Origin of the sequence: Methylobacterium sp. E-016 (genome assembly GCF_022829745.1) — a bacterium.
Taxonomy (GTDB): Bacteria; Pseudomonadota; Alphaproteobacteria; order Rhizobiales; family Beijerinckiaceae; genus Methylobacterium.
The window spans coordinates 1-25,912 of sequence record NZ_JAKSYF010000034.1 but is presented as its reverse complement, the minus strand read 5'-3'; the positions used below and the strand labels follow the sequence as shown (position 1 = coordinate 25,912).

The 25,912-nt window shown below is 69.7% G+C and carries 33 protein-coding genes, 1 tRNA gene and 2 pseudogenes; 19 read left to right on the top strand and 17 right to left on the bottom strand.

The genetic code is table 11. The features are described 5' to 3' along the window. Positions 1-184 (top strand): ATP-binding protein (locus tag MKK68_RS02280; protein WP_244028402.1); only part of this gene is annotated, 184 nt, incomplete at its 5' end. A gap of 123 nt (positions 185-307) precedes the next feature. On the opposite strand, the pseudogene MKK68_RS02275 reads toward MKK68_RS02280, so the two are convergent. Together MKK68_RS02275 and MKK68_RS02270 are read right to left on the bottom strand one after the other, a co-directional pair. Further along, positions 308-1,276: pseudogene (locus MKK68_RS02275) on the bottom strand (CHASE3 domain-containing protein); the annotation flags it as partial. Positions 1,277-1,648: 372 nt separating this feature from the next. Next, the gene (locus tag MKK68_RS02270) at positions 1,649-1,807 is read right to left on the bottom strand and encodes a hypothetical protein (protein WP_243932288.1); all 159 of its coding nucleotides are present in this window, start codon (positions 1,805-1,807) and stop codon (positions 1,649-1,651) included. 122 nt (positions 1,808-1,929) lie between these two features. On the opposite strand from MKK68_RS02270, the gene MKK68_RS02265 reads away from it, so the two are divergent. Together MKK68_RS02265 and MKK68_RS02260 are read left to right on the top strand one after the other, a co-directional pair. Further along, positions 1,930-3,399, top strand: a complete 1,470-nt coding sequence (locus MKK68_RS02265) for an MDR family MFS transporter (RefSeq protein WP_147727823.1) — start codon at positions 1,930-1,932, stop codon at positions 3,397-3,399. 278 nt (positions 3,400-3,677) lie between these two features. Next, a tRNA-Ile gene (locus MKK68_RS02260) sits at positions 3,678-3,753 on the top strand. Between the two features lie 223 nt (positions 3,754-3,976). Here the strand turns inward: MKK68_RS02260 and MKK68_RS02255 are convergent. Then, positions 3,977-4,360 (bottom strand): hypothetical protein, encoded by a 384-nt coding sequence (locus tag MKK68_RS02255; RefSeq protein ID WP_244028400.1) that lies wholly within the window; start codon positions 4,358-4,360, stop codon positions 3,977-3,979. 151 nt (positions 4,361-4,511) lie between these two features. Continuing rightward, on the bottom strand, positions 4,512-4,913 hold the full coding sequence (locus MKK68_RS02250; RefSeq protein ID WP_244028398.1) for a hypothetical protein: 402 nt from the start codon (positions 4,911-4,913) through the stop codon (positions 4,512-4,514). 366 nt (positions 4,914-5,279) lie between these two features. On the opposite strand from MKK68_RS02250, the gene MKK68_RS02245 reads away from it, so the two are divergent. After that, positions 5,280-5,891 carry a hypothetical protein gene (locus MKK68_RS02245; protein ID WP_244028391.1) on the top strand — a complete coding sequence of 204 codons (612 nt, stop codon included), beginning with the start codon at positions 5,280-5,282 and terminating at the stop codon, positions 5,889-5,891. Here MKK68_RS02245 and MKK68_RS29360 read toward each other — a convergent pair. Continuing rightward, positions 5,888-6,010: a hypothetical protein gene (locus tag MKK68_RS29360; protein ID WP_279605171.1), complete on the bottom strand. Its 123-nt coding sequence runs from the start codon at positions 6,008-6,010 to the stop codon at positions 5,888-5,890. The genes MKK68_RS02245 and MKK68_RS29360 overlap by 4 nt on opposite strands. Positions 6,011-6,466: 456 nt before the next feature. Here MKK68_RS29360 and MKK68_RS02240 point away from each other — a divergent pair, with 456 nt between their 5' ends. Next, on the top strand, positions 6,467-6,829 hold the full coding sequence (locus MKK68_RS02240; protein ID WP_244028389.1) for a hypothetical protein: 363 nt from the start codon (positions 6,467-6,469) through the stop codon (positions 6,827-6,829). 14 nt (positions 6,830-6,843) lie between these two features. Here the strand turns inward: MKK68_RS02240 and MKK68_RS02235 are convergent, their stop codons facing one another. Both MKK68_RS02235 and MKK68_RS02230 read right to left on the bottom strand, forming a co-directional pair. Next, the gene (locus tag MKK68_RS02235) at positions 6,844-7,212 is read right to left on the bottom strand and encodes a hypothetical protein (RefSeq protein ID WP_244028386.1); all 369 of its coding nucleotides are present in this window, start codon (positions 7,210-7,212) and stop codon (positions 6,844-6,846) included. Between the two features lie 395 nt (positions 7,213-7,607). Further along, complete coding sequence (locus MKK68_RS02230; RefSeq protein ID WP_244028384.1) at positions 7,608-8,276, bottom strand: hypothetical protein; 669 nt, start codon at positions 8,274-8,276, stop codon at positions 7,608-7,610. A 92-nt stretch (positions 8,277-8,368) separates the two neighbouring features. On the opposite strand from MKK68_RS02230, the gene MKK68_RS02225 reads away from it, so the two are divergent. The 6 genes from MKK68_RS02225 to MKK68_RS02200 all read left to right on the top strand — a co-directional run bounded on the left by MKK68_RS02225 (position 8,369) and on the right by MKK68_RS02200 (position 12,208). Continuing rightward, complete coding sequence (locus tag MKK68_RS02225; protein WP_244028381.1) at positions 8,369-8,728, top strand: hypothetical protein; 360 nt, start codon at positions 8,369-8,371, stop codon at positions 8,726-8,728. A gap of 245 nt (positions 8,729-8,973) precedes the next feature. Next, the gene (locus tag MKK68_RS02220; RefSeq protein WP_244028379.1) at positions 8,974-10,539 is read left to right on the top strand and encodes an AAA family ATPase; all 1,566 of its coding nucleotides are present in this window, start codon (positions 8,974-8,976) and stop codon (positions 10,537-10,539) included. An 11-nt stretch (positions 10,540-10,550) separates the two neighbouring features. After that, complete coding sequence (locus MKK68_RS02215; protein ID WP_244028373.1) at positions 10,551-10,772, top strand: hypothetical protein; 222 nt, start codon at positions 10,551-10,553, stop codon at positions 10,770-10,772. A gap of 55 nt (positions 10,773-10,827) precedes the next feature. Next, a complete protein-coding gene (locus MKK68_RS02210) occupies positions 10,828-11,415 on the top strand; it encodes a hypothetical protein (protein ID WP_244028371.1) in 588 nt (195 codons plus the stop codon). 59 nt (positions 11,416-11,474) lie between these two features. Further along, complete coding sequence (locus MKK68_RS02205) at positions 11,475-11,870, top strand: DUF6634 family protein (protein WP_244028369.1); 396 nt, start codon at positions 11,475-11,477, stop codon at positions 11,868-11,870. Further along, positions 11,867-12,208, top strand: a complete 342-nt coding sequence (locus MKK68_RS02200) for a hypothetical protein (protein WP_244028367.1) — start codon at positions 11,867-11,869, stop codon at positions 12,206-12,208. Before MKK68_RS02205 ends, MKK68_RS02200 begins: the two co-directional genes overlap by 4 nt. On the opposite strand, the gene MKK68_RS02195 is transcribed toward MKK68_RS02200, so the two are convergent. From MKK68_RS02195 to MKK68_RS02185, 3 genes are all read right to left on the bottom strand, one after another. Continuing rightward, positions 12,205-12,594 (bottom strand): hypothetical protein, encoded by a 390-nt coding sequence (locus MKK68_RS02195; protein WP_244028365.1) that lies wholly within the window; start codon positions 12,592-12,594, stop codon positions 12,205-12,207. The two genes, MKK68_RS02200 and MKK68_RS02195, sit on opposite strands and share 4 nt — an antisense overlap. A 62-nt stretch (positions 12,595-12,656) precedes the next feature. Beyond that, positions 12,657-13,298, bottom strand: a complete 642-nt coding sequence (locus MKK68_RS02190; protein ID WP_244028359.1) for a hypothetical protein — start codon at positions 13,296-13,298, stop codon at positions 12,657-12,659. A gap of 273 nt (positions 13,299-13,571) precedes the next feature. Next, positions 13,572-13,742 (bottom strand): hypothetical protein, encoded by a 171-nt coding sequence (locus MKK68_RS02185; RefSeq protein WP_244028346.1) that lies wholly within the window; start codon positions 13,740-13,742, stop codon positions 13,572-13,574. A 163-nt stretch (positions 13,743-13,905) separates the two neighbouring features. On the opposite strand from MKK68_RS02185, the gene MKK68_RS02180 reads away from it, so the two are divergent. Together MKK68_RS02180 and MKK68_RS02175 are read left to right on the top strand one after the other, a co-directional pair. After that, positions 13,906-14,328 (top strand): hypothetical protein, encoded by a 423-nt coding sequence (locus tag MKK68_RS02180; protein WP_244028344.1) that lies wholly within the window; start codon positions 13,906-13,908, stop codon positions 14,326-14,328. A gap of 161 nt (positions 14,329-14,489) precedes the next feature. Beyond that, on the top strand, positions 14,490-14,855 hold the full coding sequence (locus MKK68_RS02175) for a hypothetical protein (RefSeq protein ID WP_244028342.1): 366 nt from the start codon (positions 14,490-14,492) through the stop codon (positions 14,853-14,855). Here MKK68_RS02175 and MKK68_RS02170 read toward each other — a convergent pair. The 4 genes from MKK68_RS02170 to MKK68_RS02160 form a co-directional block, all read right to left on the bottom strand. Beyond that, the gene (locus tag MKK68_RS02170; protein WP_244028340.1) at positions 14,852-15,007 is read right to left on the bottom strand and encodes a hypothetical protein; all 156 of its coding nucleotides are present in this window, start codon (positions 15,005-15,007) and stop codon (positions 14,852-14,854) included. The genes MKK68_RS02175 and MKK68_RS02170 overlap by 4 nt on opposite strands. Before the next feature lie 34 nt (positions 15,008-15,041). After that, positions 15,042-15,173, bottom strand: coding sequence for a hypothetical protein (locus MKK68_RS29355; protein WP_279605170.1), 132 nt, complete (start codon positions 15,171-15,173; stop codon positions 15,042-15,044). Between the two features lie 93 nt (positions 15,174-15,266). Then, positions 15,267-15,638 (bottom strand): hypothetical protein, encoded by a 372-nt coding sequence (locus MKK68_RS02165; RefSeq protein WP_244028338.1) that lies wholly within the window; start codon positions 15,636-15,638, stop codon positions 15,267-15,269. A gap of 623 nt (positions 15,639-16,261) precedes the next feature. Next, positions 16,262-16,543 carry a nucleotidyltransferase domain-containing protein gene (locus tag MKK68_RS02160; protein WP_244028336.1) on the bottom strand — a complete coding sequence of 94 codons (282 nt, stop codon included), beginning with the start codon at positions 16,541-16,543 and terminating at the stop codon, positions 16,262-16,264. 367 nt (positions 16,544-16,910) lie between these two features. On the opposite strand from MKK68_RS02160, the gene MKK68_RS02155 reads away from it, so the two are divergent. Further along, positions 16,911-17,261: a hypothetical protein gene (locus MKK68_RS02155; protein WP_244028413.1), complete on the top strand. Its 351-nt coding sequence runs from the start codon at positions 16,911-16,913 to the stop codon at positions 17,259-17,261. A 101-nt stretch (positions 17,262-17,362) separates the two neighbouring features. On the opposite strand, the gene MKK68_RS02150 is transcribed toward MKK68_RS02155, so the two are convergent. From MKK68_RS02150 to MKK68_RS02140, 3 genes and pseudogenes are all read right to left on the bottom strand, one after another. After that, positions 17,363-18,511 carry an alpha/beta hydrolase gene (locus MKK68_RS02150; protein ID WP_244028334.1) on the bottom strand — a complete coding sequence of 383 codons (1,149 nt, stop codon included), beginning with the start codon at positions 18,509-18,511 and terminating at the stop codon, positions 17,363-17,365. A gap of 300 nt (positions 18,512-18,811) precedes the next feature. Continuing rightward, the gene (locus tag MKK68_RS02145; protein WP_244028322.1) at positions 18,812-19,018 is read right to left on the bottom strand and encodes a hypothetical protein; all 207 of its coding nucleotides are present in this window, start codon (positions 19,016-19,018) and stop codon (positions 18,812-18,814) included. Between the two features lie 66 nt (positions 19,019-19,084). Continuing rightward, positions 19,085-21,059, bottom strand: a pseudogene (locus MKK68_RS02140) (AI-2E family transporter). A 291-nt stretch (positions 21,060-21,350) separates the two neighbouring features. On the opposite strand from MKK68_RS02140, the gene MKK68_RS02135 reads away from it, so the two are divergent. The 5 genes from MKK68_RS02135 to MKK68_RS02115 all read left to right on the top strand — a co-directional run bounded on the left by MKK68_RS02135 (position 21,351) and on the right by MKK68_RS02115 (position 25,825). Continuing rightward, complete coding sequence (locus tag MKK68_RS02135) at positions 21,351-22,829, top strand: helix-turn-helix transcriptional regulator (protein WP_313899210.1); 1,479 nt, start codon at positions 21,351-21,353, stop codon at positions 22,827-22,829. A gap of 526 nt (positions 22,830-23,355) precedes the next feature. Then, positions 23,356-23,616: a GlsB/YeaQ/YmgE family stress response membrane protein gene (locus MKK68_RS02130; protein WP_244028320.1), complete on the top strand. Its 261-nt coding sequence runs from the start codon at positions 23,356-23,358 to the stop codon at positions 23,614-23,616. Positions 23,617-23,688: 72 nt separating this feature from the next. Next, a complete protein-coding gene (locus MKK68_RS02125) occupies positions 23,689-24,645 on the top strand; it encodes a PhnA-like protein (RefSeq protein WP_244028318.1) in 957 nt (318 codons plus the stop codon). Between the two features lie 2 nt (positions 24,646-24,647). Beyond that, a complete protein-coding gene (locus tag MKK68_RS02120; RefSeq protein WP_244028316.1) occupies positions 24,648-25,145 on the top strand; it encodes a YsnF/AvaK domain-containing protein in 498 nt (165 codons plus the stop codon). Beyond that, complete coding sequence (locus tag MKK68_RS02115; RefSeq protein ID WP_244028314.1) at positions 25,142-25,825, top strand: YsnF/AvaK domain-containing protein; 684 nt, start codon at positions 25,142-25,144, stop codon at positions 25,823-25,825. The genes MKK68_RS02120 and MKK68_RS02115 overlap by 4 nt, the downstream gene beginning before the upstream one ends. Positions 25,826-25,912 lie beyond the last annotated feature (87 nt).

The window sequence follows — 25,912 nt, the reverse complement described above, 5'->3', positions numbered from 1 at the left end:
CGTGTTCGGAGGTGCGAAGCTGACTACCGCGTTACTCGACCGCCTGACGGACCACTGCGAGATGCTGGAGACCGGCAACACGAGCTGGAGGCTGAAGACCCGCGCCTCGGAGCCGGCCGGGGCACGCCGCGACCGGATGGGCGGGTCGCTGGAGACGCGGGCGACGCCGCTGCGCTCACCCTGACGGCTTAGCGGCGTCGCGCGCTGCGTCACCGATCAATGGAAACCATGCCGCCAGTGGGTCCTTTTTGGACGCCGATCCCGGGTCCCTTTTCAACGCCGATTGACAGTCATGGCCGAGGCCGAAGGTGGCGATCACCTCGCCGGCCCGCTTCGTGATCTGCGCGCCCGAATGGGTGATCTCGTCCACCGTCGCCGCCGTCTCCTGCACCGCCGCGAACTGCTCCTCCACCGACGCCGCCTGCTCCTGAGCCGAGGCGCGGATCTCGGCCGCCGCCGCGTTCAGGTCCGACGTCGCCGCACGGTTCGTCCGGGCCAAGTCCGCAAGCCCAGAGACCATCCCGTTCAGCGTACGCCCGAGGCGACCGATCTCGTTGTGGCCGCCGTCCCCGAGCGTCCCGGACAGGTCGCCCTGACCGACCTGCTCGACGAAGGTCATCACCCGCCCGAGCGGCCGGACGATCACGCGGTTGATGGCGATCCCGATCCCGATGCAGATCAGGAGCGTGATCAGGGCCGCGCCCCACAGGGTCAGGAACGCGGTCCGCTGCGCCTCCGCGACGCGATCGTTCAGCGCGTTCCGGGCATCGTCCTGCTTGGTCTCGATGACGGCGAGCTTTTCGCGCAGGGTGTCGAACAGCTGCTTGCCATTGCCTTCGGCCTCGACGCGCGCCGCCTCGGGCCGTCGCGCCGGGTCGGCGGCCATGCGCACGGCCGGCTCGCCGATCTCGGCCTGCCAGGTGCGGGCGGCGGCGACGGCATCGGCCAGCAGGCGCGACGTCTCGGCCTCGCCGCTCGTCAGCGCCCGAAGCCGATCGATGGTCTCATCGAGCGCCGGGCGGCCGGCCCGATAGGGCTCGAGGCTGCTGTCGCGTCCGGTGATGAGGTACCCGCGCAGCCCGGTTTCCTGGTTGAGCATGGCGCCGCGAAAGGCGTCGAGGCCGCGCGCCACGAGCGTCACCTTGCGACGGGCCTCGGTCGCCTCGTTCAGGCGGTCCAGCGTGAACAGGACCGTGCCGCTGCCGAGGACCGACACGAGCGCGATGGCGCCGATCGCGCCGCCGAGGGTGCGGTTGAGGCCAAACGTGTTCGGCATGTTCGAGCGTTCCTGCGCAGACCTGTGGGCGGCGCCCTGCGGTCCCCTTGCCGGCGCAGTCGGCCGAGTCGGCATTCGAATCAAGTGCGTGCGGGGTTCATCGGTCGACGACGCCGATAGGGATCGTGCATCCGCTCATCAGATCCGGCCCGATTCCGGCGTGCCTCTCGAAGCCGGCCGCGCGGCGGATCTCGCCGGCCGCCATGCGCGGATCGCGGCGCCCGGACCGATGCGTGGCGCTGGGGCGGACGCCCCCGAGATGCCGTGGAGACGGTGCCGCCCGGGCGGCGATGGGAAACCCGTCCCGCACCCGAGGGGCATGACGACCGAGCCGCAGGGCGGCGGGACACGACCCGCGATCGGGAACCGGCCTCAACGCAACAGGGGAAGCTCGGCGCCGAGCAGGCAGAGGCCGGCGATGAACAGCCCCGCGCCGATGACCTCCAGTCGCAGGCGATAGGCGGGCATCAGCAGGGACGCCGCGACCAGGCCGGTCCCGGCGACGAGGCAGATCAGGCTTGAGGCCAGCATGGGCGGATGTCCTTCCGCCCACCCCCTACGTCGCGCGATCGAGAAAGTTTTGCCGGCGCGGGCGCGGGCCAGCAGATCGCCGTCCTCTGGCGCCGGCGGCGCAGGAGCCCTAAAGCCGGCGCATGCTGAACGCACCGACGACGCGCCGCCCGCTGGTCCTCGCCGCGGTGATGGCGGCGATGTTCATGATCGCGATCGAGGCGACGATCGTCTCGACGGCGATGCCGCAGATCGCGGGCCAGCTCGGCGACCTCCATCTCTACGCCTGGGTGTTCGCCTCCTTCCTGCTGACGCAGACCGCGACCACCGTGGTGTTCGGCAAGCTGTCCGATCTCTACGGCCGGCGCCCGGTGCTGCTGTTCGGCATCGCGGTGTTCCTCGTCGGCTCGCTGCTGTGCGGCATCGCCTGGTCGATGCCTTCGCTGATCCTGTTCCGGCTCGTGCAGGGCGTCGGGGCCGGCGCGATCCAGCCCGTGAGCATGACCGTGGTCGGCGACCTCTACGCGGCCCGCGAGCGCGGACGGGTCCAGGGCTATCTCGCGAGCGTCTGGGGCGTCTCGTCGGTGGCCGGGCCGCTCGCGGGCGGGCTGATCGTCGGGCATCTGAGCTGGCCGTGGATCTTCTGGATCAACCTGCCGGTCGGCGTCCTCGCGGCCGTCCTGTTCCTGCTGTTCCTGCGCGAGGAGGTGGAGCGCAAGCCGCGCCGGATCGACGTGATCGGGGCGGCCCTCTTCACGGTGGCGATCGCGGCGCTGATGATCGCCCTGACCGAGACGTCGGCCGCGCCGGCCCTCGCCGTCGCCGCCGGCCTGACCTTCCTGGCGGCGATCGCGCTGTTCGTGCTGCAGGAGCGGCGGGCCGCCGACCCCATGCTGGATTTCTCGCTGTGGGGGCAGCGCCCGATCCTCACCGCCAACGCCGCGACGCTGCTCTCGGGCATGGCGATCATCGGGCTCACCGCCTTCCTCCCGATGTACGTGCAGGGCGTGCTCCGGCAATCGCCGCTCGTCGCCGGGTTCACCCTGACCCTCATGGTGCTCGGCTGGCCGATCGGCGCGACGACGGCGGCGCGCAGCTTCGTCCGCTTCGGCCTGCGACCGGTCCTGCTGCTCGGCGCCGCCCTGCTGCCGATCGGCGCGACGGCCTTCGTGGCCTTGGGCCCGGAGACCTCGCCGGTCGTGGCGGCGGCGGGGTCGATCGTGATGGGCCTCGGCATGGGCTTCCTGTCGACGGCGGCGATCGTGATCATCCAGGACAGCGTCGCCTGGGGGCAGCGGGGGGCGGCCACCGCCTCGAACATCTTCGCGCGCAACCTCGGCTCGACGCTCGGCGCCACCGCGCTCGGCGCCGTGCTGAACTATCGCCTGATCCATCCGGACGGCGGGACCGGGGTGGATCCCGACCAGCTGCGCCGCCTGCTCGACGACCCGGCGAGCCTCGGCGCAGCCGGCGAGGCGGCCCGCCTCAGCCTGCAGCACGCCCTGCACGGCACCTTCTGGACGGTCTTCGCCGTCGCGCTGCTGACGCTGTCGGCATCCCTGCTCGTGCCGCGCGTGGCGATCGCGGAGGCGGCACCGGCCGTCGCGGAGTAGCATTGGGCAGCTACGCTCGGTGCTCGGCCGCCTCGCGTCCGGGCATTTTCTTCGTATCCGATCGCCCGTCCTGTGCCGCACGCCAGCATCCTGGTTGCCATGCGAGCCGAGACGCGATCGGATCGATCGGAGCGACGGCACGGTCGTCCGAGCCCCCACCCCGCTTGTCGCCGGCACCGGCTCGCGGTAGGCAGGAGCAGGGTTTCCGTCGCCGTCTTGCCGCCCCACGTTGAGCGGCGACGGTACCGATGCCTAAAAGCAAGCTGGGATAACGGCTTGGGCCTGTAGCTCAATGGTTAGAGCCGACCGCTCATAACGGTCTGGTTGCAGGTTCGAGTCCTGCCGGGCCCACCATCTATTCCCCTCTGTGCGAGGCCTTGAACAGCTTCTGGCAACTGGTTCGGTTGAGGCGACCGGAACCGAAACCGGAACCGCAGTCGTGCAAAACCCCCGCTCGGAGTCCCTCCGGCGGGGTGGTCGGCGACGCGGATCGCGGGGTCCTGGCCCCGGCCGTGGCGGTCACGGAACGGAGCCTGCCACCGGCGGCGTGACGCGATCCACGGCACGCCCGGCGGCCCTACGGCGCGAGGGCGTCGAGGGCTGGCCAGTCCCCGGGCGGTGCCCGGTGCATCGTCGCCAGCGCGAGGATCTCCTCGACGTCCGCCATCACGACGCGGACTAGGGCCGCCTCCGGACGCGGCCCGTCGATCGGCGGCAGGCAGACGAGCCAGTGGATTTGCGCCGCGTCCTTCTTCTTTGGACCGGACGGCATGAGGATCCCGGGCGTTTCCAGCGCCACGGCGAGCGGTTCGGCCTCCCCGGCCGACGTGACGATCAGGGCGCGGCGGACGATCCCGGGGCGGAGCACGCGGGTCACGTTGGCGGGCGACATCCGCGAGTGGATCCCGAGCACGACCGGGTGCGTCGCGAGGAGGTCGACAAGGGGCGGCCCCTCGACCACGGCCGTGGACAGGTCCCAATGACGGAGCGACTGACGCGCGCCGGCGAGCTCCGCCTCCCATGGGGTGGGGGGCTTCGGAGGTTTGGGTTCTACGGGTCGTTGGGGGCGGCGCGACATGCCGGCATGATGCCCGTCGGCCCCTAACGGACCCCTAGCGCCCGGTGGCCAGCCAGTGCTGGCTCTCCGCCAGGTCGACGACCTCGCCGAGCACCGTGCGGTCCTCGTCGGGGAACAGGGCCTCCGCCAAGGTCAGCCGCTTGGCTCGCCCGACCTTCCCCGCTGTGAACCGGGGGTCGGCCATCAGCTTCCGGACAAGGGGGCCGAGCCGCGCCTTCGCGTCGGCCTCGGCGCGGCGGTCGCGCTCGTCCTGGAGCCGTTCCGCCTCCTTGCCGTGCGCCTCTATGTCGGCCTCGTACTCCTCGTACCAGGTCGGCTGTACAAGCAACCCGTGGATCACGCCGTCGACGACCACGGTAGCGACGACTTGGGCGGTCTGCCCGTCGCGGGCGCGCCACTTCGTGACGAGCTTCCGGACCCGGGGCTGCTCCAGCAACGCCTCGCCAGCGTCCTCGTCGGAGAGGTCGGAGAGGACCTGCTCGCCAGCGTCGAACGTGATCCCGAGGCAGTAGACGACCTGCGGGCGCCCCGCCCGGCGAGACCATCTGCGCTCATGCCGGCGGCAGGCATCGCAGCGTCCTCTATCGACAGCAGAACATCGACGACGTGGGAGCCCACCTCGGCCGCGGCCGCCCTCACGGTCGCGACCATCGCGTCCAGATCTCGATCCTTGGTGCCCATGCATGCCTCCCGTCGGCGCCATCGTGGACCGGCGGGGACGATGTTGACCAGCGGCCGGAGCTTGCCGGCACCGCCGTTCCCCAGGCATCGTCACCCCACGGTACGGATCGAGGAGCGCGACATGAGGTTGGCCTGGACGTTGGCGGTGGTCGCGGCGATCGCATGGAGCGGCGGGGCGACGGCGCAGTCGCTTGAGGAGACGGTCCTACCCCTGCAGCGATCCGGCGCGCAGTCGATGGTGCGGCGCGAGGGACCGGACGTCGTCGTGGTCGATGGCCTGAACTGGGAGGTCCGCGTCACCGACCCGGCCGCGTGCACGGTCCGGATCACCGACCGGAGCCGGCCGGCAGAGAGCCGGATCCGATCCGACTGGGGCACCGGCCCGGTGAAGCCGAGTCCGAACCTCGAAGCTCTGTACAAGGAGATCTACCTCGGGCGCGTCATCCCCGGCGACATCAATAAGGTCCCCCAAGTCATCAGCACGCGCAACGGCGTTGTGGTCGAGCAGATCGTTGATGCGAACTGGCGGCTGGCCGGCAGCCCCGGCGACGAGGTGTGGTGCCAGTTCTGGCCGGACGGCTCCAAGAGCTGCTCAGACAGCCTGACGGTCGAGCGCATCTCGATCGCGCGCGGCCTCCCCGATCAGGACGAGCGCACGACGCGCGTCGACCGGGCGCTCGTCCACCTCTACGGCGACCTGTGCAAGGGAGCCGCCAAGCGCGTTCCCTTCTAGCGGATCGGCAGCCCCCACTCGGCCAGCGCCGCCTCGACGTCGTCCACGCCCCGCAGGACCGCGACGGCGAACCCCGCGCCCCGGAGGCGCGCATGAAGCTCGCGCTGGTACCCGGGCACCGGCGTCCCGGGGGGGCTTCACCTCTCCGAACCAGCACGTCGACCCGCCCGAGGGTCCCGGCCCGTAGATCGCCAGGTCGGGCCAGCCACGCACCGCGCCGAGGCGCTTCTCGCGGCCGCCCTGGATGCGGCTGCGCGGCCGGTTCGGGGTGTGCTGGACGATGTACTGGGAGTCGAGGCGGAGCTCCAGGGCATCGAGCGCCGCCTCGTGGACCGGCCCCTCGACGTCCTCGGCCGGGCGGCGGGCGGACGGCGGGGCGGACATCGCGGCCAGGCATTCGGCCGCCGTCATCCGGGCCGTCACGGAGCGGCCCCGGGGTCCCGCATCCAGCAAAACGATTCAGGCTTCGCGTTCCCTGAATCCTTTTTCATGGTTTAAGTCGGCCCGATCCGGCCGGTGGCCCCGTTCTCTGCATCAGCTTGCCGGGCCGCCGAAGGCACGCCAACCTGGACGGCATGCCCGACGATTACGACCCCGCCTCGATCCGCGTCCTCGCCGGTCTCCCTAAGGGACGCCGTCGCCCCGAGGGCTTCATCAGCTACGAGCCGGGCAGCCCCCTCGACCTCCTCTTGACTGCGCACGCGGCGGGCTGGCCCGACCCCCCCGCAGCCGTCGCCCTTGCGGAGCGCGCTCTCGGCGGCGAACCCTGGACCGAGGCGTCCCTGTCCGACCGGGTCGTCGCGGCGGGTCTCACGTGCGAGCACGGGATCACGATGGCCTGCCGCGGCGAGCCCACCGGCACCCCCCTCGACGCGGCGGCGCTCGAATGGCTGGAGGCGGCTCTCGACGACCTGGCCGAGCGCCTGGGAACGGGCTAACGCACTGGATCTGCTCACGGCCGGTACTCCGCCCGGCTGACGTCGATCGACGGCCAGCGACGGGCGTACAGATGCAAGTGCACCCGCGCGCCATCGACGATCTCCTGCGCGGTGATGTCGAGGCTCGGCGCGAAGATGATGCTGTTCGAACCCGGACGGCTGTCGACGCTGCGGTCCCAGAACGCCAGAGCAGAGTAGCCGACCGTGCCAAGCCGGGTGAGCGCCGCGACATGTTCACCGACGTCCTCCGGCGGGCAGAACATACCGTCGAACCGTTTGAGCGAAGCCAGGGGGGGGCCGTATCTCGGGCACGTCCCGTCGCCGTAGCGTAGGTGATGGCCGGCCTGCTCGTGGCAGCCGAAATAGAGCCATGGACGCTGCATCGTCCCCTCTCTCACCAGAAAGACCCGACGGCGGGGAGCGCACTCTCCCGTCCGCATTCACGGACACCGGCGCGCCCGCCCGCGAGGATCGCCGCGCCGTTCAGGAGCCCCCGTGCCGCGACGGACGGCCCGGCCCCGTCGGGCACCAGCATGCCGGCCAGCGCCTCCTCGGCGACGTCGGCCCGATCGGCTGCCTCGGCGTGCGCGGCGACGTTGCCGGCGTCGGCCGCGGCGCGGGCATCGGCCAGCGCGCGGTCGCGGGCTCGGGCGAGGCCGGTCGCCCTGGGGAGAGCGGCCTCACGGGCGGGGCCCCCGGCCGGCGACGTCGATCGCCAGCACCGTCGCGGCCGCCACGGTGACGAGCACGGCCGCCCCGCAGGAGACGAGGGCGAACGTCACGAGACCTCACCCGGGTCGTAGCGGCCACCCTCGTAGCGCTCGGCGTCCGTCTCTTCCTTCACCGACACCTCGGCGAGGGGGCGAGACACGGTGAAACCTGAAATGACCAGAAGCACCCTGCGGATATCGCGGTTGGCGGCCGACCGTTCGCGACGCCAAGGACCGAACCACGTGGATCGACCGACTGTATGTGCCTCGCCACGCCACGCCATTGGGACCGGCTTCACCGGGTCATCCCTGTAAAAGCCGACGCTGGCCCCACCCGGCCTGCCCGTGAACGTTCCCATCCATCGGGGGGCAGGCGCTCGCACCAGCCCGAGCTCGTGGATCACCGTCTCAAGCCGCTTCAGCACAACCTCGCGCCAGTCGTCGCCGGGCAGCCTCTCCACAAGACCGCGTGCTGCACGGGCGGCGAAACGCACGTCCACGACCGCCTGGCATACCGTCTCGTAGGGACCACGGACGGGCCCCGCCGCGCCGTCGACGTCGGCCACCGCGCGCTGCTTGATGTAGGCGGACAGCACGAGGTCGTCGTCGCGATCCGGGTTCGCCGGGATCGAGCAGCGCGCCCCGTCCTCGTTGCGGAAGTGGCTGTTGATCAGCCGCCGGCACGCCTCCCGCGCCTCGTCGTGGGTCACCGTCCTCGCCAACCGCCCGTCCGCCATCGCCGCCTCCGCACCGTCGTTTGACTCGACGTTACGGGCGTTCTCAATTTGTGCGAGCGCTGACTTGCGACTCGGCCTGCTAGGCTCCCGCCATGTCGCCCTTGCCCATCGACCTCGCCGAGATCGGCGCCGCCGTCCGCGCCCGCAGGCAGCAGCTGCGCATCCCGCTGCGGAAGCTCGCCCACATGGCGATCATGCCCGTCGGCCAGCTGATCGACCTGGAGGCGGGCAGGCTGGAGGATGCCCCGCTGATGCGCTTGCAGCGGCTGCTAGCGTGCCTCGGGGCTGAGTTCCGGATCCGGACCTATTACGGTGCGGGCCGCCCCACGGCTCACGAAGTACAGCATGAGGACAACTGCTACTGGGCCGGGATCGCCCCAGTCAGCACGTGGGCCGAGCCCAACGAGCAACCCGACGTTCACCAAGAACCCCGCTTTTGGTTGCGTCGGTGATAGCCCCTGGATAGTACGGAACATCACCGGAGCCTCCCCGCCATGCCCTGCCGCTCGAAACCGAAAGACCGCACCGCCGCCTGAGCCCTCGTCGGCTCGGCCCCTGCGCGCCATTCATTCGAGTGAGACCTCCCATGAGCGACCAGTCCAGAACCCCAGGCCAACACGCGGCCGCCGTCGCTGCCGTCCGCGCCGCCCTGCTCGATCCCTCCCCCTGGGCGGGCCCACGCGACCCAGATAAGCCGATGTCCCGAAGCCAGCTGCTGTGCGGTGGAGAGTTCGTCGCCTTCGACCCGGCGGCCGAGGCGGCTACCCGCGTCGCATCGTACCTCGCGGCCTACGCGGAGGTCGTGCCCTCCTACGTGCTCTCCGCCCTCGGAGACGTCGAACGCAATCCGTCGCGCAAGACCCTCCGCGCGCTCGACGCCCTGGTCGAGGACATGGCAACGCGGACGCTCACGGAAGCCGACACCGCCTGGGCCGCGAACCTCGACACACTGTCGGGGCTGCTGACGTTCCACCGCGCGGCCCTGGGTTGTGCGAGGGCGTCCGCGATCCTGGCCGCCGACGCGCTGTACCGCGCGGGCAGCCTCGCTCGGAGCGGGATCGACCGGCACCTGCCCGAGATCGCGCTCCTGATGCGGACGGCCCAGCTATGGGCGAGCGATGCGGAGCTCGACGCCGAGCCCGGTCATGTGCCGGATGCAATGTGCGTGAGGATCGGAGCCTTCGACGGGCTGGCTTCCGACTGGCTGTCAGCCATCATGGTCATCGCCTGCGCCGAGCACGCCGTCGGTGAGGAGGAGGCCCTGCTCCGCCCCGGCCACGGCGCCGGGCTGACCGACCCGGCCCTGCTCGACCAGGGGCTCGCCGCACTCGCCCACCTCGGCGGCACCGGCCGGGACCCTGGCACGCCACCGCCCACGGCCCCGGGGATCGTCGTCGTGCCGGCGAACCTCGAACACCTGCCCAAGCCGTCGTCCGTCTCTCGCGAGCGCGTCGACAGCCCTCGGGCCCTGGTCGAACCGGTGGCTGGGAAGGCGATGCCGGTCACCCCGACTCCCGATCCTGCAAAGTTCGCGGCGATCCTGCGGGCCCGGTTCCCGTGGGCGGGTGAAGCGATCGACGCGTTCGCAATGGACCTCGTCGGCGCCCCTCACGCGGCGTTCCGACCCCGCCTCCTCGTCGGTCTCCCGGGCTGCGGCAAGACCGCGTTCGCGAAGGCGCTCATCGAGGCGTCCGGCCTACCGGTCACAGTCTACGCGGTGGCCGGCATGATGGACGGCGGAGCCTTCGCCGGCACGTCGCGGCAGTGGGGAACGTGGCGGCCATCCGTGCCCCTGCAGCTGATCCTGCAGGCGTCCACTGCGACGGTCGGGATCGTCGTGGATGAAGTCGAGAAGGCCGGCAACTCGCGCCGTTGGGGGCGCCTGGACGAAACGATCCTGCCTTACCTTGAGCGGCACACGGCGGCGCGGATCCACGACCCCGCGATCGAGACGGCCGTCGATCTCTCGGGCGTGTCCTACGTGCTGACGGCGAACGAGATCGACGGCGTCGGCAGCCCTCTACGCGACCGGTGCCAAGTCGTCCGGTGGCCCGCCCCCCGGGCCGAGGACCTCCCCGTCGTCGCCGCGGCGATCCTGGCGGAAGTCCGCGCCGCCCGGGGCCTCGACGAGACTTGGTGCCCCGACCTCGACGGGTCCGAGCTCGATGCGCTCTCGGCGTGGCGGGGCGGTTCGCTCCGCCCCCTCCGCCGGATGATCGAGGTGGCCCTCGCCGCGCGCGACCGCTTCACCCCCCGTCATTGAGGAGGCCCGCCATGCACGTCGCCATCGTCCACCCCGCCATCGTCTCGGCCTTCGCCAACCTGCGCGACCGCCACGCTGTCGGGGATCCCCGCGCCGAGGTCGTCTGCGCCGCGCTCTCCCTCCTCCGGACCGCGGGGCGTGCCCATGCCGCCGGAGCCTACCCCGAGGACGACACGGGTGCGCTCGCCGGCCTCGTCCTCCGCCTCGCCGACGTCCGGGCCGCACGGTCGTGAAATCGGCGCGCGGCCCCCCGTCCCCCACCACTCCTTAGATTGTGAGTACCTCCCCATGTCGAAGTCCGAGTTCACTACGATCGCCGCCGCCGCCCTCGCGGGGCTGCCCACAACCGAGACCGAGGGCAGCATGCCTATCGAGGTCGTCGCGATCCGCCCGTCCCCCCACGGGCCCCTCATCGAATGGCGGGGCGGGCCGCCCCGTTCGTCCACGCTGCTCGCCGTCCTCGCTCGGGCGACGGCCCTGCGTTGGCGGGACGGCACGCCGAGGATCCCGGAGGGCTGGCGGGCCGAACTCGGCGTCCGGTTCCCGCGGGCGTTCGAGGAAGGCGGCCCGAACAGCTGGGGCGGGTGGCGCTGGCTGTGGGAGGCCGGAGCCAGCATGATTGAGGAGGCCGGTGGACGCACGTTCAAGTGCGAGCAGACAAAGGAGAAGTTCGGTAGTATTCGATGGTACTACAGTCTAAGCAGGAAGCATAGCCTCCCCGTAGTCGGGCAGGTCGCTCGGATCGTCGCGAACGTCGAGCACCTGTCGGCGTTCACGTGCGAGTTCTGCGGGGCGCCGGGCAAGATCCGCTCGGACGGGTGGGCAAAGGCGTGCTGTAACCACCACGCCGACCGGAAGAACCGGGTGGGGCGGTGACGCCCTGGTACCTCGCATCCCGTGGATGCACGCTCTCATTTCCAACACAGGAGATCCTGATGCGCCTGCGTGACCTCACTCCCTCCGAACTGACGGCCGTCGCCCTACGCCGCGACCGCGTCCGCGCCGCCCTGTCCGGCCGCGCCGATGCCCCGACCGACGCTGAGATCGACAGGGCGCCGTACATGAGGGACTGGATCGAGCGGTCGTATCCGGGCACCGACAAGCCGTGCCTGCACGGCGAGACGTGGGGGCACCCGATCCTCGGAAACACGTTCGTGACGACGTCCGTGATCCAGGAGCGCGGCCCCGGCTGGTGCCGGACATATTCGGGGACGCTCTACATCCTCGGGTCGGAATGCCGAGACGCACGGCTCGCGCGCCGGTCGGCCCAGGCCATCGAGCAGGCCGCGCTGCTGGCCGAGGCCGTGGCGTCCACGGGGTACCGGCCATGATCCGGGGTCTCGCCGCCCTGGCCCTCGCCCTCGCGGCGGGGGCGGCCGTCGCCGGGGAGCGGCCCCGCGCGGGGTTCTACTGCCCGGCGGACAGCACGCTGCCGATCTCGGTCGACGTGGGGGAGCCGGGCCTTGGGATCGACGGCGTGGACTGCGCGGCGCCCCGGTACGCCCGCGGCCGGGTGACGGCGCCGCGGTGCTACTCGAACGGTGGCTCGGCCTCGCCGCTCGACACCGACCTCGCGATCCTGCCGGGCGGGGCGCTCCGCCACGACGGCCGGGTCTACGCGCCGCGACCGCCCGGTCCGATCGTCCCCGGACGGTCCGTCTGCCCCTAGGCCGCCTCAGCCCCGATGATCGCCACGAGGGCCGCGGCCCGGCGCCGGGCGGCCGCGCGGATCCAGGCCATCGCCCGGGGCGGGACGGCACGCTCGCCGGCGATCCAGTAGCGGACGGTTCGGGGATCCTCCCCGATGTCTCGGGCGAGCTCGGCCGTGTAGCGCTCGCCGTAGAGGAGCTCCCCGAGGGCGCGAACCTCGCCGGCCGGATCGAGCGCCACCTTGGCGGCCCCGCCCCGGCCGGCCTGCGCGACCACGGCCTCGCCGCTCGGGCGCGCCGTGGTCCGGGCGGATGCGATCCGGCGCTCGCGGGCCTCGGCGCGGCGGGCGGCAACCTCCTCCGGCGTCGAGGGTTTCGCCACGCCAATGATACTCTCGATGGTCATCGTATCATTCTCCTGCATCGATCCACGGAGGCCCGGGGCGGGGGTTCCGCCCCGGGTTCGGGTCACAGGCCCGGCAGGGCGGGCTGGCCGGCGCCGGCGGCACCCCGGCAGAAGAGCTCGGCGAGGTGGGTGTAGCCGGTGGCCGTCACGACCACGGACCCGCGCAGGATTTCCGATCCGTCCATCCGCTCCTTGGTGCCGACCGTCTGCCGGACGAGGCCGGATCGCCGCCCCTCCCGGGTGGACCGGCACCGGCCGTCGACGCCGCGGACCAGGAAGCCCAGCTGCAAGAAATGGTCGACGACGCGGATCCGGTCGACGCCGAGGGCGACGGCCGCCTCGGACAGGCCGAGCTCGCCGTCGGCCAGCGCCTGCCTCTCCTGCGCGATGATCTTGGGTCGGTCGGCGTCCGCCCGAACATGCGCGTCGGCCAGCGCCGTAGTGGTGGCCTCGTGCGCCTGTCGCTCGACCACGAGCTCCGCCTTGAGGGCGACGTTGCCCTGCGCGTAGCTGGCCAACAGGGGCAGGAGGACGTCCGGGTTGTAAAGGTCGACCTGGGTGATGCCCCTCGCCGGCGCCGGGCTGTACGACCCCGTGGCGGCGATCGTGGGTAGCACGTCGTGGTACAGCCACCGCTGGAACGCGGCGATCCGATCGCGGGTCTCGACCGACAGGGTCTTCATGCCGCGACGCTGGGTGAGCACGCGGTACAGGCCGGAGTTCGGAGATGACCTTGACGACCTGCCGGCCGCCAGGGGTACGCACAGTGTGCGTACCCTTCTCGTCCTCGTCGAGCGTGCGGGTCATGTCCCCCGCGGTGCGGTAGCCGAGGGCCTTGGCCACATCCGGGGCGACGGTCAGCATCTTCGCGCCGTCGTGGTAGTAGCGGAGCCGCTTGCCGTCGAACTCCCAGGCCCCCTCGAACGGGGTGCCGGGGGCGGTAGCGAGGGCCAGCTGGATCGAGACCATCGCGTTCATCAGGCAGCCCTCCCACGGAACGGGGTGACGGGCGCCGGCCCGCCGTCGAGATCGACGCTCGCCCACGCGTACCCGGGCGGCAGAAGCCCCTCGGCGAGCAGGCGGTCGCCCGTCGCGCGGGTGCCGACGCCGATCCCGCGGTGGAGCCCGGCGTCCTCGGCGTAGCTCACGAGCTCAGACAGGTCGCTCTTGGCGTACGCCTCCGCGACGTAGGTCCACGGATGCAGGAGCCCGAGGAACAGGACGTGACGGACACCGGCCGGCGGGGCCCGGAAGTAGCGCGGGGCCAGAGCCGCACCGGGGAGCCACCGGCCCGGGTCGCGCGCGAACGCGATGGCCCGCGCCTGGTCGTTGGCGCCGCCGGGCTGGTCCTCGGGGGGGCAGCGCCCGGATCGCCTCGAACCGGGCGAGCTCGCGGGCGGCGTCGATGCGCAGGGCCAGCGAGGACCGCAGGAACGTCACGAGCTGCGGGAGCTCGTGGTCGTCGGCGAGGAGGTCGATCAGGCCGATCGCCGACTCCGGGGCGGACTGCCCGATCCGGGCGAGGCCTTCGAGGAAAAGGGCGTCGCCGCCGGCCCGGAGGCGGGCGGCGAGTTTTCCCTGGACGTCGACGTCCGTCAGGGGGAGCGGCGGGGCCGCCATGGTGGTATCGGTGGTGTCGGGTTGCTGCACGGGGTGTCTCCTGTGCGGCGGGCCAATCCCCGCTCGGCCGTCTCACCGGCCGGGCGGGGGCGTCACGACGTCAACGCGGCGTAACGAATCTGATGTTGCCCCTCGGACAACGCATCTGCAAGTGGTGCTGACCTCCGAGCGTGCAGTTTCGCTTGCAGATGGGCTGTCCCGCAGGCAGGTTTGCACGATTCGGCGTGTGTGTGCGCCGCAGCACGAAGGCCTCCCCGATGTACCCGACCCCCGAAATGCTCCGCGCCGCCCGCGCTCTGATCGGGATCCCGCAGTCCGAGCTCGCAACGAAGGGCAAGTTGTCCGCGCGCACGATCGTCGCCGTCGAACAGGGAACGGCCAGCGTGGCCGCCCTGAACGCGATCGTAGGCGTCTACGTCGGCCTGGGCCTGCGCTTCGAGGCGTCGCGGGACTACCGGACGACGTCGATCACGTGGACGCGTCCCGAGGCCCCGGACCCGGCGACGCTGCGCGTGCCGGGCGAGATCGTCTTCACACCGCGGTCCGAGCGACCGGAGGCGCCGCAGCGCGAATGGGGACCGCGGGCCGGCTCGAAGGCCGCGGCGGAGGCAGAGGCTACGGAGATCGAAGGCGAGGCCTAGCGCCCCGGCTGCAGGCCCGCCCTCGCCTCGCGTCGGCGGGCCTCGATGACCAAGCGCTCGGGGCGACGGCCGCCCCAGCGCTCCTCGACGCCCTCCGTCCCGTGGCTGGCCATCAGGCGGAGCACGGCCGCCCCAGTGGGAGCGGGCCGCATGCGGCTCTCCCAATCGTTCTCGCGGTAGCGGCGGTCAGCTGGCAAGGAAGAACCCTTGAGCTCGGCGCCACACGGTGGGATCGTACCCCGGCACGGTATTCACGCAGATCCCCATGCGCAGGAAGCCGGCCAGCGTCGGCAGATAGCTCTGGTCTTGGACGCTCATGCCGCCCTCTCCGGTCCCATACCCCGGGCACACGAAGACATGGGGCGGCGGGAGTCGAGGCTCGCGGCGCCCCCATATTCTAAAGCCGCCGCGTTAGCCGCTGGCCGCGGTTGTCCATCCATCGCCGAGCTCAACCAGGGGAACCGGCTCCAGATCCGTCACGCTCGAGACGCTGGTGCCGCCCCCGTCGTCGAGCTTCAAGTTGATACGGCGGCCCGGCTCATCGTGGATGCCCACGGCCCACGAGGCCGCGATCACAAGGACCGCACGTTCGGGGTCGACGACGCGGCTGCGCTCCCCGCGTGCGAGGGCGTCGAGCTGCTCCAGAGAGGTGTCCGCCGACTCCGGCCCTAGTCCAGGCAGCTCGGTGGAGAGCGAGATCTTGAGACGACCCAGCGCCTCGTGCGGATCTCGCAGGCGAGCGACTGTCGCCCAGGCGGCCCCCAGGGAGCGTCTCGCCGCCACCGCATCGCGGCCCTCCGCGACGGCGTGGCGTGCGGTGGCGACACTCTATCCGTGGTCTGCAAGCCGCGACCCTGCCTTGTTCAAACCGCCTGGAACTCCGACGACCCTCGGGCGGCATCACACGCAGACATCAACAACGCGATGCAAACCATGTTTGCTCAGGCGCTTCGGGCCGCCAGGCTGACACAATAGGACGCACGGTATACCGCAAGGTGCGCTTATCTTGATCAAACATTAGCAGAAGCCACAAGCAAAGTGGCGGCGACGATTGATATTTAGCGTCTGATTGAGGCGAATTACCGCCTCTTGAGTGTGCGCTTGGACAAAATCTATATTGTTGAAGGAGGAAAAATTTTTGGCGTCAGGGCACAAAAGCACTTTCAAGTCAGACCGAAATTTCTGTCTGCCTCGGAGATACCACCACAAGTCCGAAACCGACAGGGTTGTTTCGGATGCGGAACGTCCGCTTCGAGGCGAGTGGCTGACTTCCGCTACCCACTCTTCTCGGACCCAGCCGTATGTAGCTACATGCGTCGAGAAAACGATTGTTTCTCCGACATGACATCGCGTCGGTGCCGGCCTTGCTGATGCTAACATTTGCTAACAGGCGCAGCCCCTGCTGATTAGCCCGAGGCACGAGACCACAGCATGATCGCCGAAACCTTCGCGGCGCAGGCCTCCCTGCTTTCGACCTCGCCAGATCGGGCGAACAGTTCCAGGCTTACATGCCGCCCGACAATTGCAGTGAGTTCCTTCCCCCACCGGTCCCTGAACGCCGTGTAGTTGCCGAGCGGCCAGTCGGTCCCGACCTCGCCGGAATAGTCCGGCTCTCCGTCAACGAGCACGAGGCCGATGTCCAAATCGCTGTCTGGCCGTGCGGTCCCCTTCGCACGGCTGCCGTACACCCATAGCTGAGCCACTTCCGATCTGCCGGCCGCTCAAGCCACGAGCCCTGTCAGCCACGCAGGCTCAACGTCGAGCCCAAGGTGCTCAAGTCCGGGATCCATGAACGACGATAGCCAGATCTCGCCAAGGTGCTTTGGATAAGCGCGGACGAAGGCGGCGAGCACCTGTTGAGCGCACACGTCGAGAAAGTACCGTTGCCCGTCCATCTCGACCGCAAGGCCAGGCACATCCAATCAGCCTTCATCCAATCCGGCGCCGGGGGTATCAAGCGCGACTTGCGGCACGTCGCGTTCACTGCCCGGTAGTAGGGGCAGCTTTTCCGGGTGCTTCACGCCGTTGGCGATCGCCAGCACGACAGAAACCTGAGTGCACCGGGCTTCCACCGTTGCTTGCACACGCTTCAAGGCGTTCTTAACCGCCGTCTTGCGCGCATTCCCAGCCTATGCCGCCGAAGCTGGGCTGTGCCTGGACCTCGGCGAGCGCAAGGGCGTCGGCGACGTGGCAGATCACGAGGCACGCCAGATAGGCGCGTCGCCGATCATCTCGTGCGGTTCGGAACTCGGCCAGACCGCCAGGGCGACGAGCGAGATCTCGGGCCAGATCGCGCAGATCCAGGCCTCGACCAATCAGGCGGTCGCCTCGATCGGCGGGATGACCGGGCGCATCCGCGAGATCAACGCGGTGGCCACCGCGATCGCGGCGGCGGTGAAGTATTGATCACGGCTGTTGCACACAAGCATAGAAGCCAATTGGGCGCGGACTTGCTCGTAGTATCGCGTGACGCCGCGAAAGCTGCCCATGCCCGCTTCTTCGGTCCTCTACCGTCCGGCTCCCGTGACGGCCCGGACCGGTGCGCCCACAAGGTCGACCGTCGATCCAACCGTATCCTTGAAACCGCTGCCGACGTTCGAGAGGTGCTCGCCATAGCTCTCGCGGGTCTGCGGATCGATGAGGGCCACGGGCGCCGCCACCGCCAGCGCGGCGCCCGTTGCCACTGTCGAGGCCGCGCCCGCCGCCGTGCTGACGAGCTTGTCCCCGATCCCGACCTTGCCGTCCGAGATCGGCTGGCCGTCAGCGAGCCGCTTGCCCAGGAGCGCGACCACGTCCCCGGAGGCGAACTTGCCGTGGTTCAGGGCGTCATCCGACTTCACGGAGGACAGGTTGAGGACGCCGATGTTCTCGCGCGCCAGTTCCGACTTGTACGGTTCGGCGTCCGGGTCGATGGCCCCCAAGCGAACGCTGTCGCCCCAGACGAGCCGCGAGACAGCCAATGCCTGGTCGTCGCCCGACACCATCAGCGTCAGCCTTGGGTGGTCCTTGCCCATGTCGTGGAAGGCACCCCGGGCGAGGTCCATGTCTACGTCCGGCGCCGCCAGGATGACGTTCCTGATCTTTGGCGCCACGCGCTTGTCGCGGATGGCCATCTGCCGGAGGCTTTCCAAAGTGAGCCAGTTACCCATAGAGTGGGCCAGCACGGTGATCTCGCCGACGTTCGGGTCCTTGGATAGGTCGCGCAGCAAGGTCTCCAGGCCGTTGCGGGAGAAGTTGGTGCTCTCCCGGTCGTACCCGTAGGCGAGCACCGAGCCGCGGGACGGCCAAGTGAACAGCACCGGCGCGACCTCAGCTCCAGAATCGTGCACGATCTGCGCGAACCGGAAGACGGCATCCTCGAACTTGTTGTTGAATCCGTGTACGAACACGAGGACATGGCGCTTGCCCCGCCCCCTCACAGCCCTGCCGGTCCAGGCCGCGACATTGCCGTGTTCCACCTGTTCGGCGCGTAGGGCGACGAAGTCGGTGGCGGGATTGCCAGGCAGGCGTTCAGGCCATTGCACTGTGCCGGGCTGCCGGGTGGCATCGGGCGGTATGGATACCGCCAGGTCGGTGTAGGTCACCGCCTCGCCGCGCTCCCCGGAGAACAGCACGCCGCGGTCTGTGGCGGACTTGCGGGTGGTGGCGACGAGCATGTCGACGCGGGAGGCGCCGGTAACGGGTGTCGCGTCGGCAATGGGGAGGAGTACGCCGGTCGGTCGGCCACCGCAGGCCCCAAGTCCTAAAAGGGTCCAAAGCCCCGCGCAGGCGGCCATGGACTGCCCGATACATCCGATACTACGAAACACCCATGCCCCCAAGCACTGGCCTAGGTGGGTAACCAACTCACACTTCCCTAGGTCGGATATGCCTACGGGACAATTGCGGCGGGGAACTGACGACAGCCCGAGAAACGGTGCCCGTGACCATTCGACGACGAGCCCTGCGGTCCGGCCTCAGTTGCCGTAGGGCGAGGCGAGGACGACGCGCACCTTCTTGGCCGAAGCCGCCTGGGCGGCGGGTGCGGGGACGACGTCCACCACGGCGGCAATCCGAACCGGCTCGGGATTCCCGGGAGCGGGTTTAACTCTTAGCGTCCCGGATGCGGAGGCCGGGGCGACGATCAGCGAGGAGATGGCAAAGGCGGTGAGGACTGTCTTCACGGCGGCCGTCCAAGGCTTGACTGCTTGATCGCCCAACAACGGTCAAGCTATCGCCTGGTTCCGCCCCTATGCCGCATTGGCCGCGACGGACGTCCCACCGCCCGTTGACGAACCATCGGCCACCTTGAGACAGGCCTCGACCGCCCCACGCAGCGACGACACGTAGGCGTCGGCCCCGACCTGCCGGCCAAGCGCGGCATCGGTCAACACCCCCTCGCCCACGGGCCAGAGCCCGACGAGCACCGGTACGCCAGGTGCCCGCCGCTTGAGGCGTTCGAGCAGGTAGCGCAGGTGCGACGGGTTGCCGGTGATGTCGAGGTAGGAGATGCACACCATCGCCACGCCCGAGAGATCGAGGTTGCGGATGCCCTCGCGCGAGGCGGATTGGTAGGCGGTCACACGGGCCCCGAGCCCATGCTTACGCAGGAGTTGCGCCAACATCGCCGAGGAGGCTTCGTCGAGGGGGCCGCGTCCGGCGAGGCAAAGTACCGGCGCCTCGCCGCGCCACGCCTCGGGTTAGCGTCTCGCGTGACGGGGCCTGGCCTGGCACGGCCTCGGTCTTCGGATGCGCGCGCTCGGCGAGCGTCGGGGTGTCGTTCGGGTTGACCGTCGTGTCGGTCCCGGCCGGCTCGACGTCGGAATGGTCCTCGAAGTCCTCGACCAGGGACCTGGCCGATGCTCGGATGTTTTCTAATTGCGCCGGTGTGACCACGCCGCGCGCATAATCGTTGGCGGCGAGCTGCAGGCCCTTGAGCGCGACCTCGTCGTAGTACGAGGACAACGAGCGCTCCTTGAGCATGGCCTCGCCCAGATCGCGCGCCTCGTCAGGGTCGCTGGCCAACATGCGCTGGTAGAAGTTCTCCACAGGGGTCAGGGGCGGCCGGTCACCGAGCAGGATATCGAGGAATTCCAGGCTGTCGACGTGGCGGCCGAGTACCACGAGGCAGACCGTGAAGGGCGTGGCCAGGATCAGGCCGATCGGACCCCAGAGGAAGCCCCAGAACAGCGTTGAGACGATGACCGCGAAGGGTGAGAGCCCGGTGGAGTGTCCGTAAAGAAGTGGCTCGATGACCTGCCCGAAGATCGGTTCGGCGATCAGGAACAGAGCGGCGGTGGCGATGACCATGCTCCAACCCGGGTCCACCGCCGCAGCCAGGGCGACGGGCAGGATGCCGGAGATGAAGGCGCCGATGTAGGGCACGAAGCGCATCAGCGCCGAGAACACGCCCCAGAGGATCGGGTTGGGCACACCTATGAACCACAGGCCAACGCCGACGATGACGCCGAACGCGGCGTTCATGCCGAGCTGGGCCAGGAAGTAGGTCCCGAGCCGGCCGGCTGCGTCGTCCATCGCCACCGTCGTGCGGTGCAGGTCGCTCGACCCGAACAGACGGATCATGCGGTTTCGTAGGTCCTCCCTCTGAAGGAGCAGGAACACGACGACGACCAGCACGATGCCGACCGTTGTAAGCGGCTCGAAGATCGGACCGAGCACCTTCTCCGCAAGTGCGAGAGGCGAGATCTCTGGTTCCTGTACCCGGACGAGCTGCGCCTTCGGTGTGTCGCCCCCCGGACCGGTTGCCGCGGTGGTGCCGGCCGCGTCGGCCTTCTGGGTGGCGTCGTGGACCTGGTGGCTGAACTTGGCGATGACTCGGTTGGCATCGCCGAGCCAGCCTTGTTGCAGGCCGGCGAACTTCTTCGAGACCGTTGCCTGGTACTGCGGCAGGTTGCCGGCAAGCCCCGCCACCTGCGTGCCGAGGACCGCGCCGATGCCGCCGATTACGCCGAGCGCGAGCAGCACCGCGACAATCACGGAGGGCACGCGCCCCAACTTGATCCGCCGCAGCAGGTTGACCACCGGGGCGAGGACGAAGCTGAGGAGCACCGCCAGCACGAGGGGAATGAACACCTCGCGCCCGAAGTATAGCGCTGCGATCAGAACGACCCCCACGGCGAGCGTGAGCAGACCGCGAAGGCCCGGCACCAGAGGCGGCGGCACCTGGGCGGGTGGACGCGGGACCACGGCATCATCGTTGGGCATACGGCATCCCTAGGCACGCTCGATTAGTGCGGCGCACCGCCCCATAACGTTGCCCGGAGCGATTGGTCCCAGGAATCCCGCATCCACTTCCGGGGAACGTCCGGCGGCTGCATGGGGACACTTCCCGTCGGGCATGTTACGTTCCCGGACCTTGGCCCGACGATGTCATCGCGCGCGATGTATCGGTCGTGCCCCGGGGGGGCGATCATGAAGGCCAAGGTCACCCCGCCCCTCGCGGCGCCCGAGGAACGAAGCCCCGCCGACCACGATGACGGAGCACCCCGGGGACGGATCGAGGGTGGCCACGGCCGCGAGAAGGGACCGGTCGCGACCGACGCCAACCGCTCCGAACTCCGGCAACTCGTCGCCGGGATGAGCGAGGGCGTGATCCTAGTCGAGCCCGACCAACGCATCGCCTGGGCCAACGACGCGGCCTTGGCCATGCACGGTGTCGCGGCCTTGTCCGACCTCGGCAACACGGTCGACGCCTACCGGGCCCGATTTAGCTTGCGCTACCGCAACAACCAGGCACCGGGCCGTTATCCCATCGAACGCGTCGTCGACGGCGAGACCTTCCGCGACGTGGTCGTCGAGGTCCGGCACGCCGACCGCCCGGGCGTCGACTTTGTGCATTCCCTCCGAAGCCTCGTCGTCACCGACGCCGGGGGGCGCCCGACCTTCCTTGCGCTGATCATCAAGGACATTTCGGCGCAGTTCGAGGCCGAGGAACGCTTCGAAAGCGCGTTCAACGCCAATCCGGCCCCGGCCGTGATCGTGCGCCTGTCCGACCTGCGCCTGGTCCGCGTGAACACCGGCTTCCTGGAGATCACCGGGTACACACGCGACAAGCTCGTCGGTCGCAGCGTGTACGAGGTCGATCTCCTCGCCGAGGCTCACGGCCGGGAGAGGGCGCTGGAACACCTGAACGCCGGCGAGCCGATCCCTCACCGCGAGGCACTCCTGAAGCGCCCTGATGGCGGCACGCACGCGGTCATCGTCGCGGGCCAGCCCATCGCGATGGCCGACGTCGCCTGCATGCTGTTCACTTTCGCCGATCTCGAACCGCGCCGCATTGCGGAAACGGCGTTGCGCCAGAGTGAGGAGCGCTTCGCCAAGGCATTCCGGCTCACTCCGGTCCCGACCGTGCTGACCCGGGCCTGCGACCATGAACTGACCGCGGTCAACGAGGCGTTCGTCCGGGTGTTCGGCCGAACCGGGAAGGAGACCGTCGGACGGACCGTGACGGAGACCGGGCTATGGGTCGACGACGTAGCCCGTGAACGGTTCGAGGCGACCCTGGAGCGCGAAGGGTCCGCCCTCGGCATCGAGACCTGCGTCCGCGACGGTGGCGGGGCGTCCCTCGACTGCCTGGTCTCGGCCGAGCGCATCGTCATCAACGGCGAGGATGCGGTTCTGATGGTCCTGCAGGACATCACCGAGCGAAAACGGTCGGAGCGCGAACTGTATTCAGCCATCGAGACGGTGATGACCGACGCCTCGTGGTTCAGTCGAGGCCTTGTCGAGAAGCTTTCGGTCCTGCGCAATCCCGGCGAGGCAGGGAAGCCCGCGATGCCCGACCTTACTTCCCGCGAGCGTCAGGTATTGAACCTGATCTGCCGGGGGGACAGCGACAAGGCCATCGGCCACGCTCTCGCCCTGTCGGGCAGCACGGTACGCAACCACGCCGCCGCCCTTTACCGCAAGATCGGCGTCAACCGCCGCACCCAGGCCGTCGTCTGGGGACGCGACCACGGCTTCCCGGCGACCTAACCGCTAGACGAAAGGCCCGGACCGGTACGTAAAACGTACGAACCGGTACGTTTCGACGATGTGCGCGAGACGGAACGCAAGCCATCTTTACTCAACGGCGCGCCACGGGCGTCGATTGGGGACCGAATGGCTGAGGAACCCAAGCCCACGCTGGAACAGGTCAAGGCCTCGGTGCGTGACGCGCTGAGGAAGCTCACCGGGGACCCGGGACCGGCGCCAGAGATCAAAGCGCTTAAAACGCGGAAGAAACCCTCGACAGGCCCAAATCCGAAAACTGTTCGGGACTGAATGATGCCCAATTCATCTCCCTAGAGCTCAGGTTCGGATCGAAAATAAGCCGGACCGGCGATGTTAATTGGCGGAATATCGCGATCCTAGGCCACTTGTCGCGCATTGGTACTGTCCGCCGAACGGATCACAACAGGCCGGTACAACGGGGTGCACCCGACGCCCGAGAGAAGACCGAACCCCGAAATTTCCCGCGTGGCTTCGGCACCGTCCGATCCCGCATGCCCGGAGCCCGCCTATGTCCCTCCTCGCCTGGATCGGGCTCGGCCTGATCGCCGGCTTCATTGGCTCGAAGATCGTCAACAACACCGGCCAAGGCCTGCTCGTCGACATCCTGCTCGGCGTCGTCGGCGCCGTCGTCGGCGGCTTCCTGTTCAACCAGTTCGGCCAGCCCGGCGTCTCGGGGGTGAACCTCTACAGCCTGCTCGTCGCCGTCGTCGGCGCCGTGATCGTGCTGTGGCTCTACCACGCCCTGGCCGGCCGCCGCCGGGTCCTCTGACCCGGCGCACCCCCTTCCGCCGATTCTCGGCCGAAGACCGACCCGACCACTCCCGACGAAAGAGTTTCCACGATGGCGTTGTCCCCCGATACCACCCGTCCGGCCTATGACCGCGACCTGCCGACCACCAGCCTGGCCACCCCGGCTGAGGACATGCGCACGATGGCGCTGCATTCCATCTCCTGGGGGGCTGTCATCGCCGGCGCCGTGATCGCACTGGTCGCCCAGGTCATCCTGAACATGGTCGGGCTTGGGATCGGTCTCTCGACCGTCGACCCGGCCGGCAACGGAACTCCGACGGCGGGCAGCTTGTCCTCAGGTGCCGGGATCTGGTTCGTGATCTCCGGCATCCTCGCCTCCACCGCCGGCGGCTGGCTCGCCGGGCGCCTCTCGGGCAAGCCGGCCCGGACCACCACCGCCTATCATGGGCTGATCGCCTGGGCGGTCTCGACCCTGGTCGTCGTGTACCTGCTGTCCTCGGCGGTCGGCGGCATCGTCAGCGGCGCGTCGAGCGCGGTGTCGAGCACGCTCGGTGGTGCCGGCAACCTGATCGGCGGCTCGGTGAAGACGGCAGCCCAGGCCGCGGCCCCGTCGCTGCCGGGCATGGACAACCCGTTCTCCAACATCGAGAGCCAGGTCCGTGGCACGACCGGCAATGATCCGGAGGCCCTTAAGAACGCTGCCGTCAGCGCCATGCGCGCCGCCGTGACCGGTGACGCCGCCCAGCAGAAGGACGCGCAGGAGAAGGCCGCCCAGGCACTGGCCAAGGCTCAGGGCATCCCGGTCGATCAGGCCCGGACCCAGGTCGCCCAGTACGTGAAGCAGTTCAACGACACGGTCGCCCAGACCAAGGAGCAGGCCAAGCAGGCGGCTGACACCGCCGCCCGCGTCGGCTCGCAGGGCGCGCTCTACGGCGCCCTGGCGCTGATCCTCGGTGCCCTGGCAGCCTTCTTCGCCGGGCGTGGTGCCGCCGTCGACCCGGTGCTCACCCGCACCGCCTCCGCCGTCACGACCCAGCGCCGGGTCTGACGATGAGCGACCCCGCCGCCATCGAGCCGCGTCTCCTCGGAACGCAGGACAAGCAGGCGGCGGAGGTCGCGCTCGGTGAGACCGTGCCGCTTCCGCTGATCGCCGAGACCGCCCGCATCGACAGGCGGGCGGTGGAGACCGGGCGGGTGCGGGTCTCGACCCGGACCGAGACGGTCGAGGAGATCCTGCGTGAGACCCTGCGCAGCGATTACGTCGGGGTCACCCGGGTGGCTATCAACCGGACCCTGGCCGAGGGCGAGATGCCCCCGGCAGTCCGCGAGGAGAACGGGGTGACTATCATCCCGGTCCTGGAAGAGATCCTCGTCGTCGAGAAGCGCCTCGTCCTGAAGGAGGAGGTGCACGTCCGCCAAACCACGGCGGGCGAGGACGTCGAGGTTCCGGTGACGCTGCGCAGGCAGCACGCCGTGATCGAACGCGTGTCCCCCGAGGGGCACGTCACGGCCCTGCCCCACGCACTGCCATCGGAGATCGAACCATGACCCAGACCATCACCGCCATGTACGACACCTACCCCGAGGCTACCGCCGCCAAGGCGAAGCTCGTTGCCCTTGGCATTCCCGAGGTTGGGGTTCGGATCCTGTCCGGCAGCGAGGTCGGCACGACGACCAGCGCCGCCACGACCCACGAGGGCGGCATGTGGGGCTCGCTGAAGGAGTTCTTCATGCCGGAGGAGGACCGCCACCTGCACGCCGAAGGACTGAACCGCGGTGGCACCATGCTGACTGCGACGGTCGAGGACAGTTACGCAGAGCGGACCTACGATATCCTGGAGGAGCACGGCTCGGTCGACATGGACGAGCGTGAGGCCTCCTGGCGCAAGGAGGGTTGGACCGGACAGGCCGCCGGCGCGCCGGTCATGGCCGCCACCCCCGTCACCTCGACGGAGACCACCGGCCTCCACGCGGCGGGCGGGACCGAGACCGTCGCGGCCCGGGGGACCGCGCAGGGCACTGACTATATCCCGGTGGTCGAGGAGCGCCTCAACGTCGGCAAGCGCATGGTTGACAGCGGTCGTGTCCGGGTCCGCTCCTACGCGGTCGAGAAGGGCGTCAGCGAGAACGTCACCCGGCACGACGAGACCGTGCACGTCGATCGCCGCGTGGTCGACCGTGCCGTGACGCCGGGGGACATTGCGCGGTTCGTGGACAAGGATATCTAGGCCACCGAGATGTTCGACCAGGCGGGTGTGTGTATGGAGGCCAGGGCCTCCGGCGCGGTCGGGTGCCGCTCAGACGCGGCCAACCCC

Excerpts from the sequence above, each read along its gene's own strand:
- MKK68_RS02265 (WP_147727823.1), top strand. The coding sequence starts at position 1,930 with ATGCTGAACGCACCGACGACGCGCCGCCCGCTGGTCCTCGCCGCGGTG.
- MKK68_RS02150 (WP_244028334.1), bottom strand. The coding sequence starts at position 18,511 with ATGCTCGTCGCCACCACCCGCAAGTCCGCCACAGACCGCGGCGTGCTG.
- MKK68_RS02245 (WP_244028391.1), top strand. The coding sequence starts at position 5,280 with ATGAGGTTGGCCTGGACGTTGGCGGTGGTCGCGGCGATCGCATGGAGC.
- MKK68_RS02170 (WP_244028340.1), bottom strand. The coding sequence starts at position 15,007 with ATGCGGCCCGCTCCCACTGGGGCGGCCGTGCTCCGCCTGATGGCCAGC.
- MKK68_RS02215 (WP_244028373.1), top strand. The coding sequence starts at position 10,551 with ATGCACGTCGCCATCGTCCACCCCGCCATCGTCTCGGCCTTCGCCAAC.
- MKK68_RS02220 (WP_244028379.1), top strand. The coding sequence starts at position 8,974 with ATGTCCCGAAGCCAGCTGCTGTGCGGTGGAGAGTTCGTCGCCTTCGAC.
- MKK68_RS02195 (WP_244028365.1), bottom strand. The coding sequence starts at position 12,594 with ATGACCATCGAGAGTATCATTGGCGTGGCGAAACCCTCGACGCCGGAG.
- MKK68_RS02115 (WP_244028314.1), top strand. The coding sequence starts at position 25,142 with ATGACCCAGACCATCACCGCCATGTACGACACCTACCCCGAGGCTACC.
- MKK68_RS02235 (WP_244028386.1), bottom strand. The coding sequence starts at position 7,212 with ATGCAGCGTCCATGGCTCTATTTCGGCTGCCACGAGCAGGCCGGCCAT.
- MKK68_RS02240 (WP_244028389.1), top strand. The coding sequence starts at position 6,467 with ATGCCCGACGATTACGACCCCGCCTCGATCCGCGTCCTCGCCGGTCTC.
- MKK68_RS02225 (WP_244028381.1), top strand. The coding sequence starts at position 8,369 with ATGTCGCCCTTGCCCATCGACCTCGCCGAGATCGGCGCCGCCGTCCGC.
- MKK68_RS29355 (WP_279605170.1), bottom strand. The coding sequence starts at position 15,173 with ATGAGCGTCCAAGACCAGAGCTATCTGCCGACGCTGGCCGGCTTCCTG.
- MKK68_RS02270 (WP_243932288.1), bottom strand. The coding sequence starts at position 1,807 with ATGCTGGCCTCAAGCCTGATCTGCCTCGTCGCCGGGACCGGCCTGGTC.
- MKK68_RS02210 (WP_244028371.1), top strand. The coding sequence starts at position 10,828 with ATGTCGAAGTCCGAGTTCACTACGATCGCCGCCGCCGCCCTCGCGGGG.
- MKK68_RS02180 (WP_244028344.1), top strand. The coding sequence starts at position 13,906 with ATGGCCCGCGCCTGGTCGTTGGCGCCGCCGGGCTGGTCCTCGGGGGGG.
- MKK68_RS02125 (WP_244028318.1), top strand. The coding sequence starts at position 23,689 with ATGGCGTTGTCCCCCGATACCACCCGTCCGGCCTATGACCGCGACCTG.
- MKK68_RS02120 (WP_244028316.1), top strand. The coding sequence starts at position 24,648 with ATGAGCGACCCCGCCGCCATCGAGCCGCGTCTCCTCGGAACGCAGGAC.
- MKK68_RS02230 (WP_244028384.1), bottom strand. The coding sequence starts at position 8,276 with ATGGCGGACGGGCGGTTGGCGAGGACGGTGACCCACGACGAGGCGCGG.
- MKK68_RS02130 (WP_244028320.1), top strand. The coding sequence starts at position 23,356 with ATGTCCCTCCTCGCCTGGATCGGGCTCGGCCTGATCGCCGGCTTCATT.
- MKK68_RS02200 (WP_244028367.1), top strand. The coding sequence starts at position 11,867 with ATGATCCGGGGTCTCGCCGCCCTGGCCCTCGCCCTCGCGGCGGGGGCG.
- MKK68_RS02205 (WP_244028369.1), top strand. The coding sequence starts at position 11,475 with ATGCGCCTGCGTGACCTCACTCCCTCCGAACTGACGGCCGTCGCCCTA.
- MKK68_RS02175 (WP_244028342.1), top strand. The coding sequence starts at position 14,490 with ATGCTCCGCGCCGCCCGCGCTCTGATCGGGATCCCGCAGTCCGAGCTC.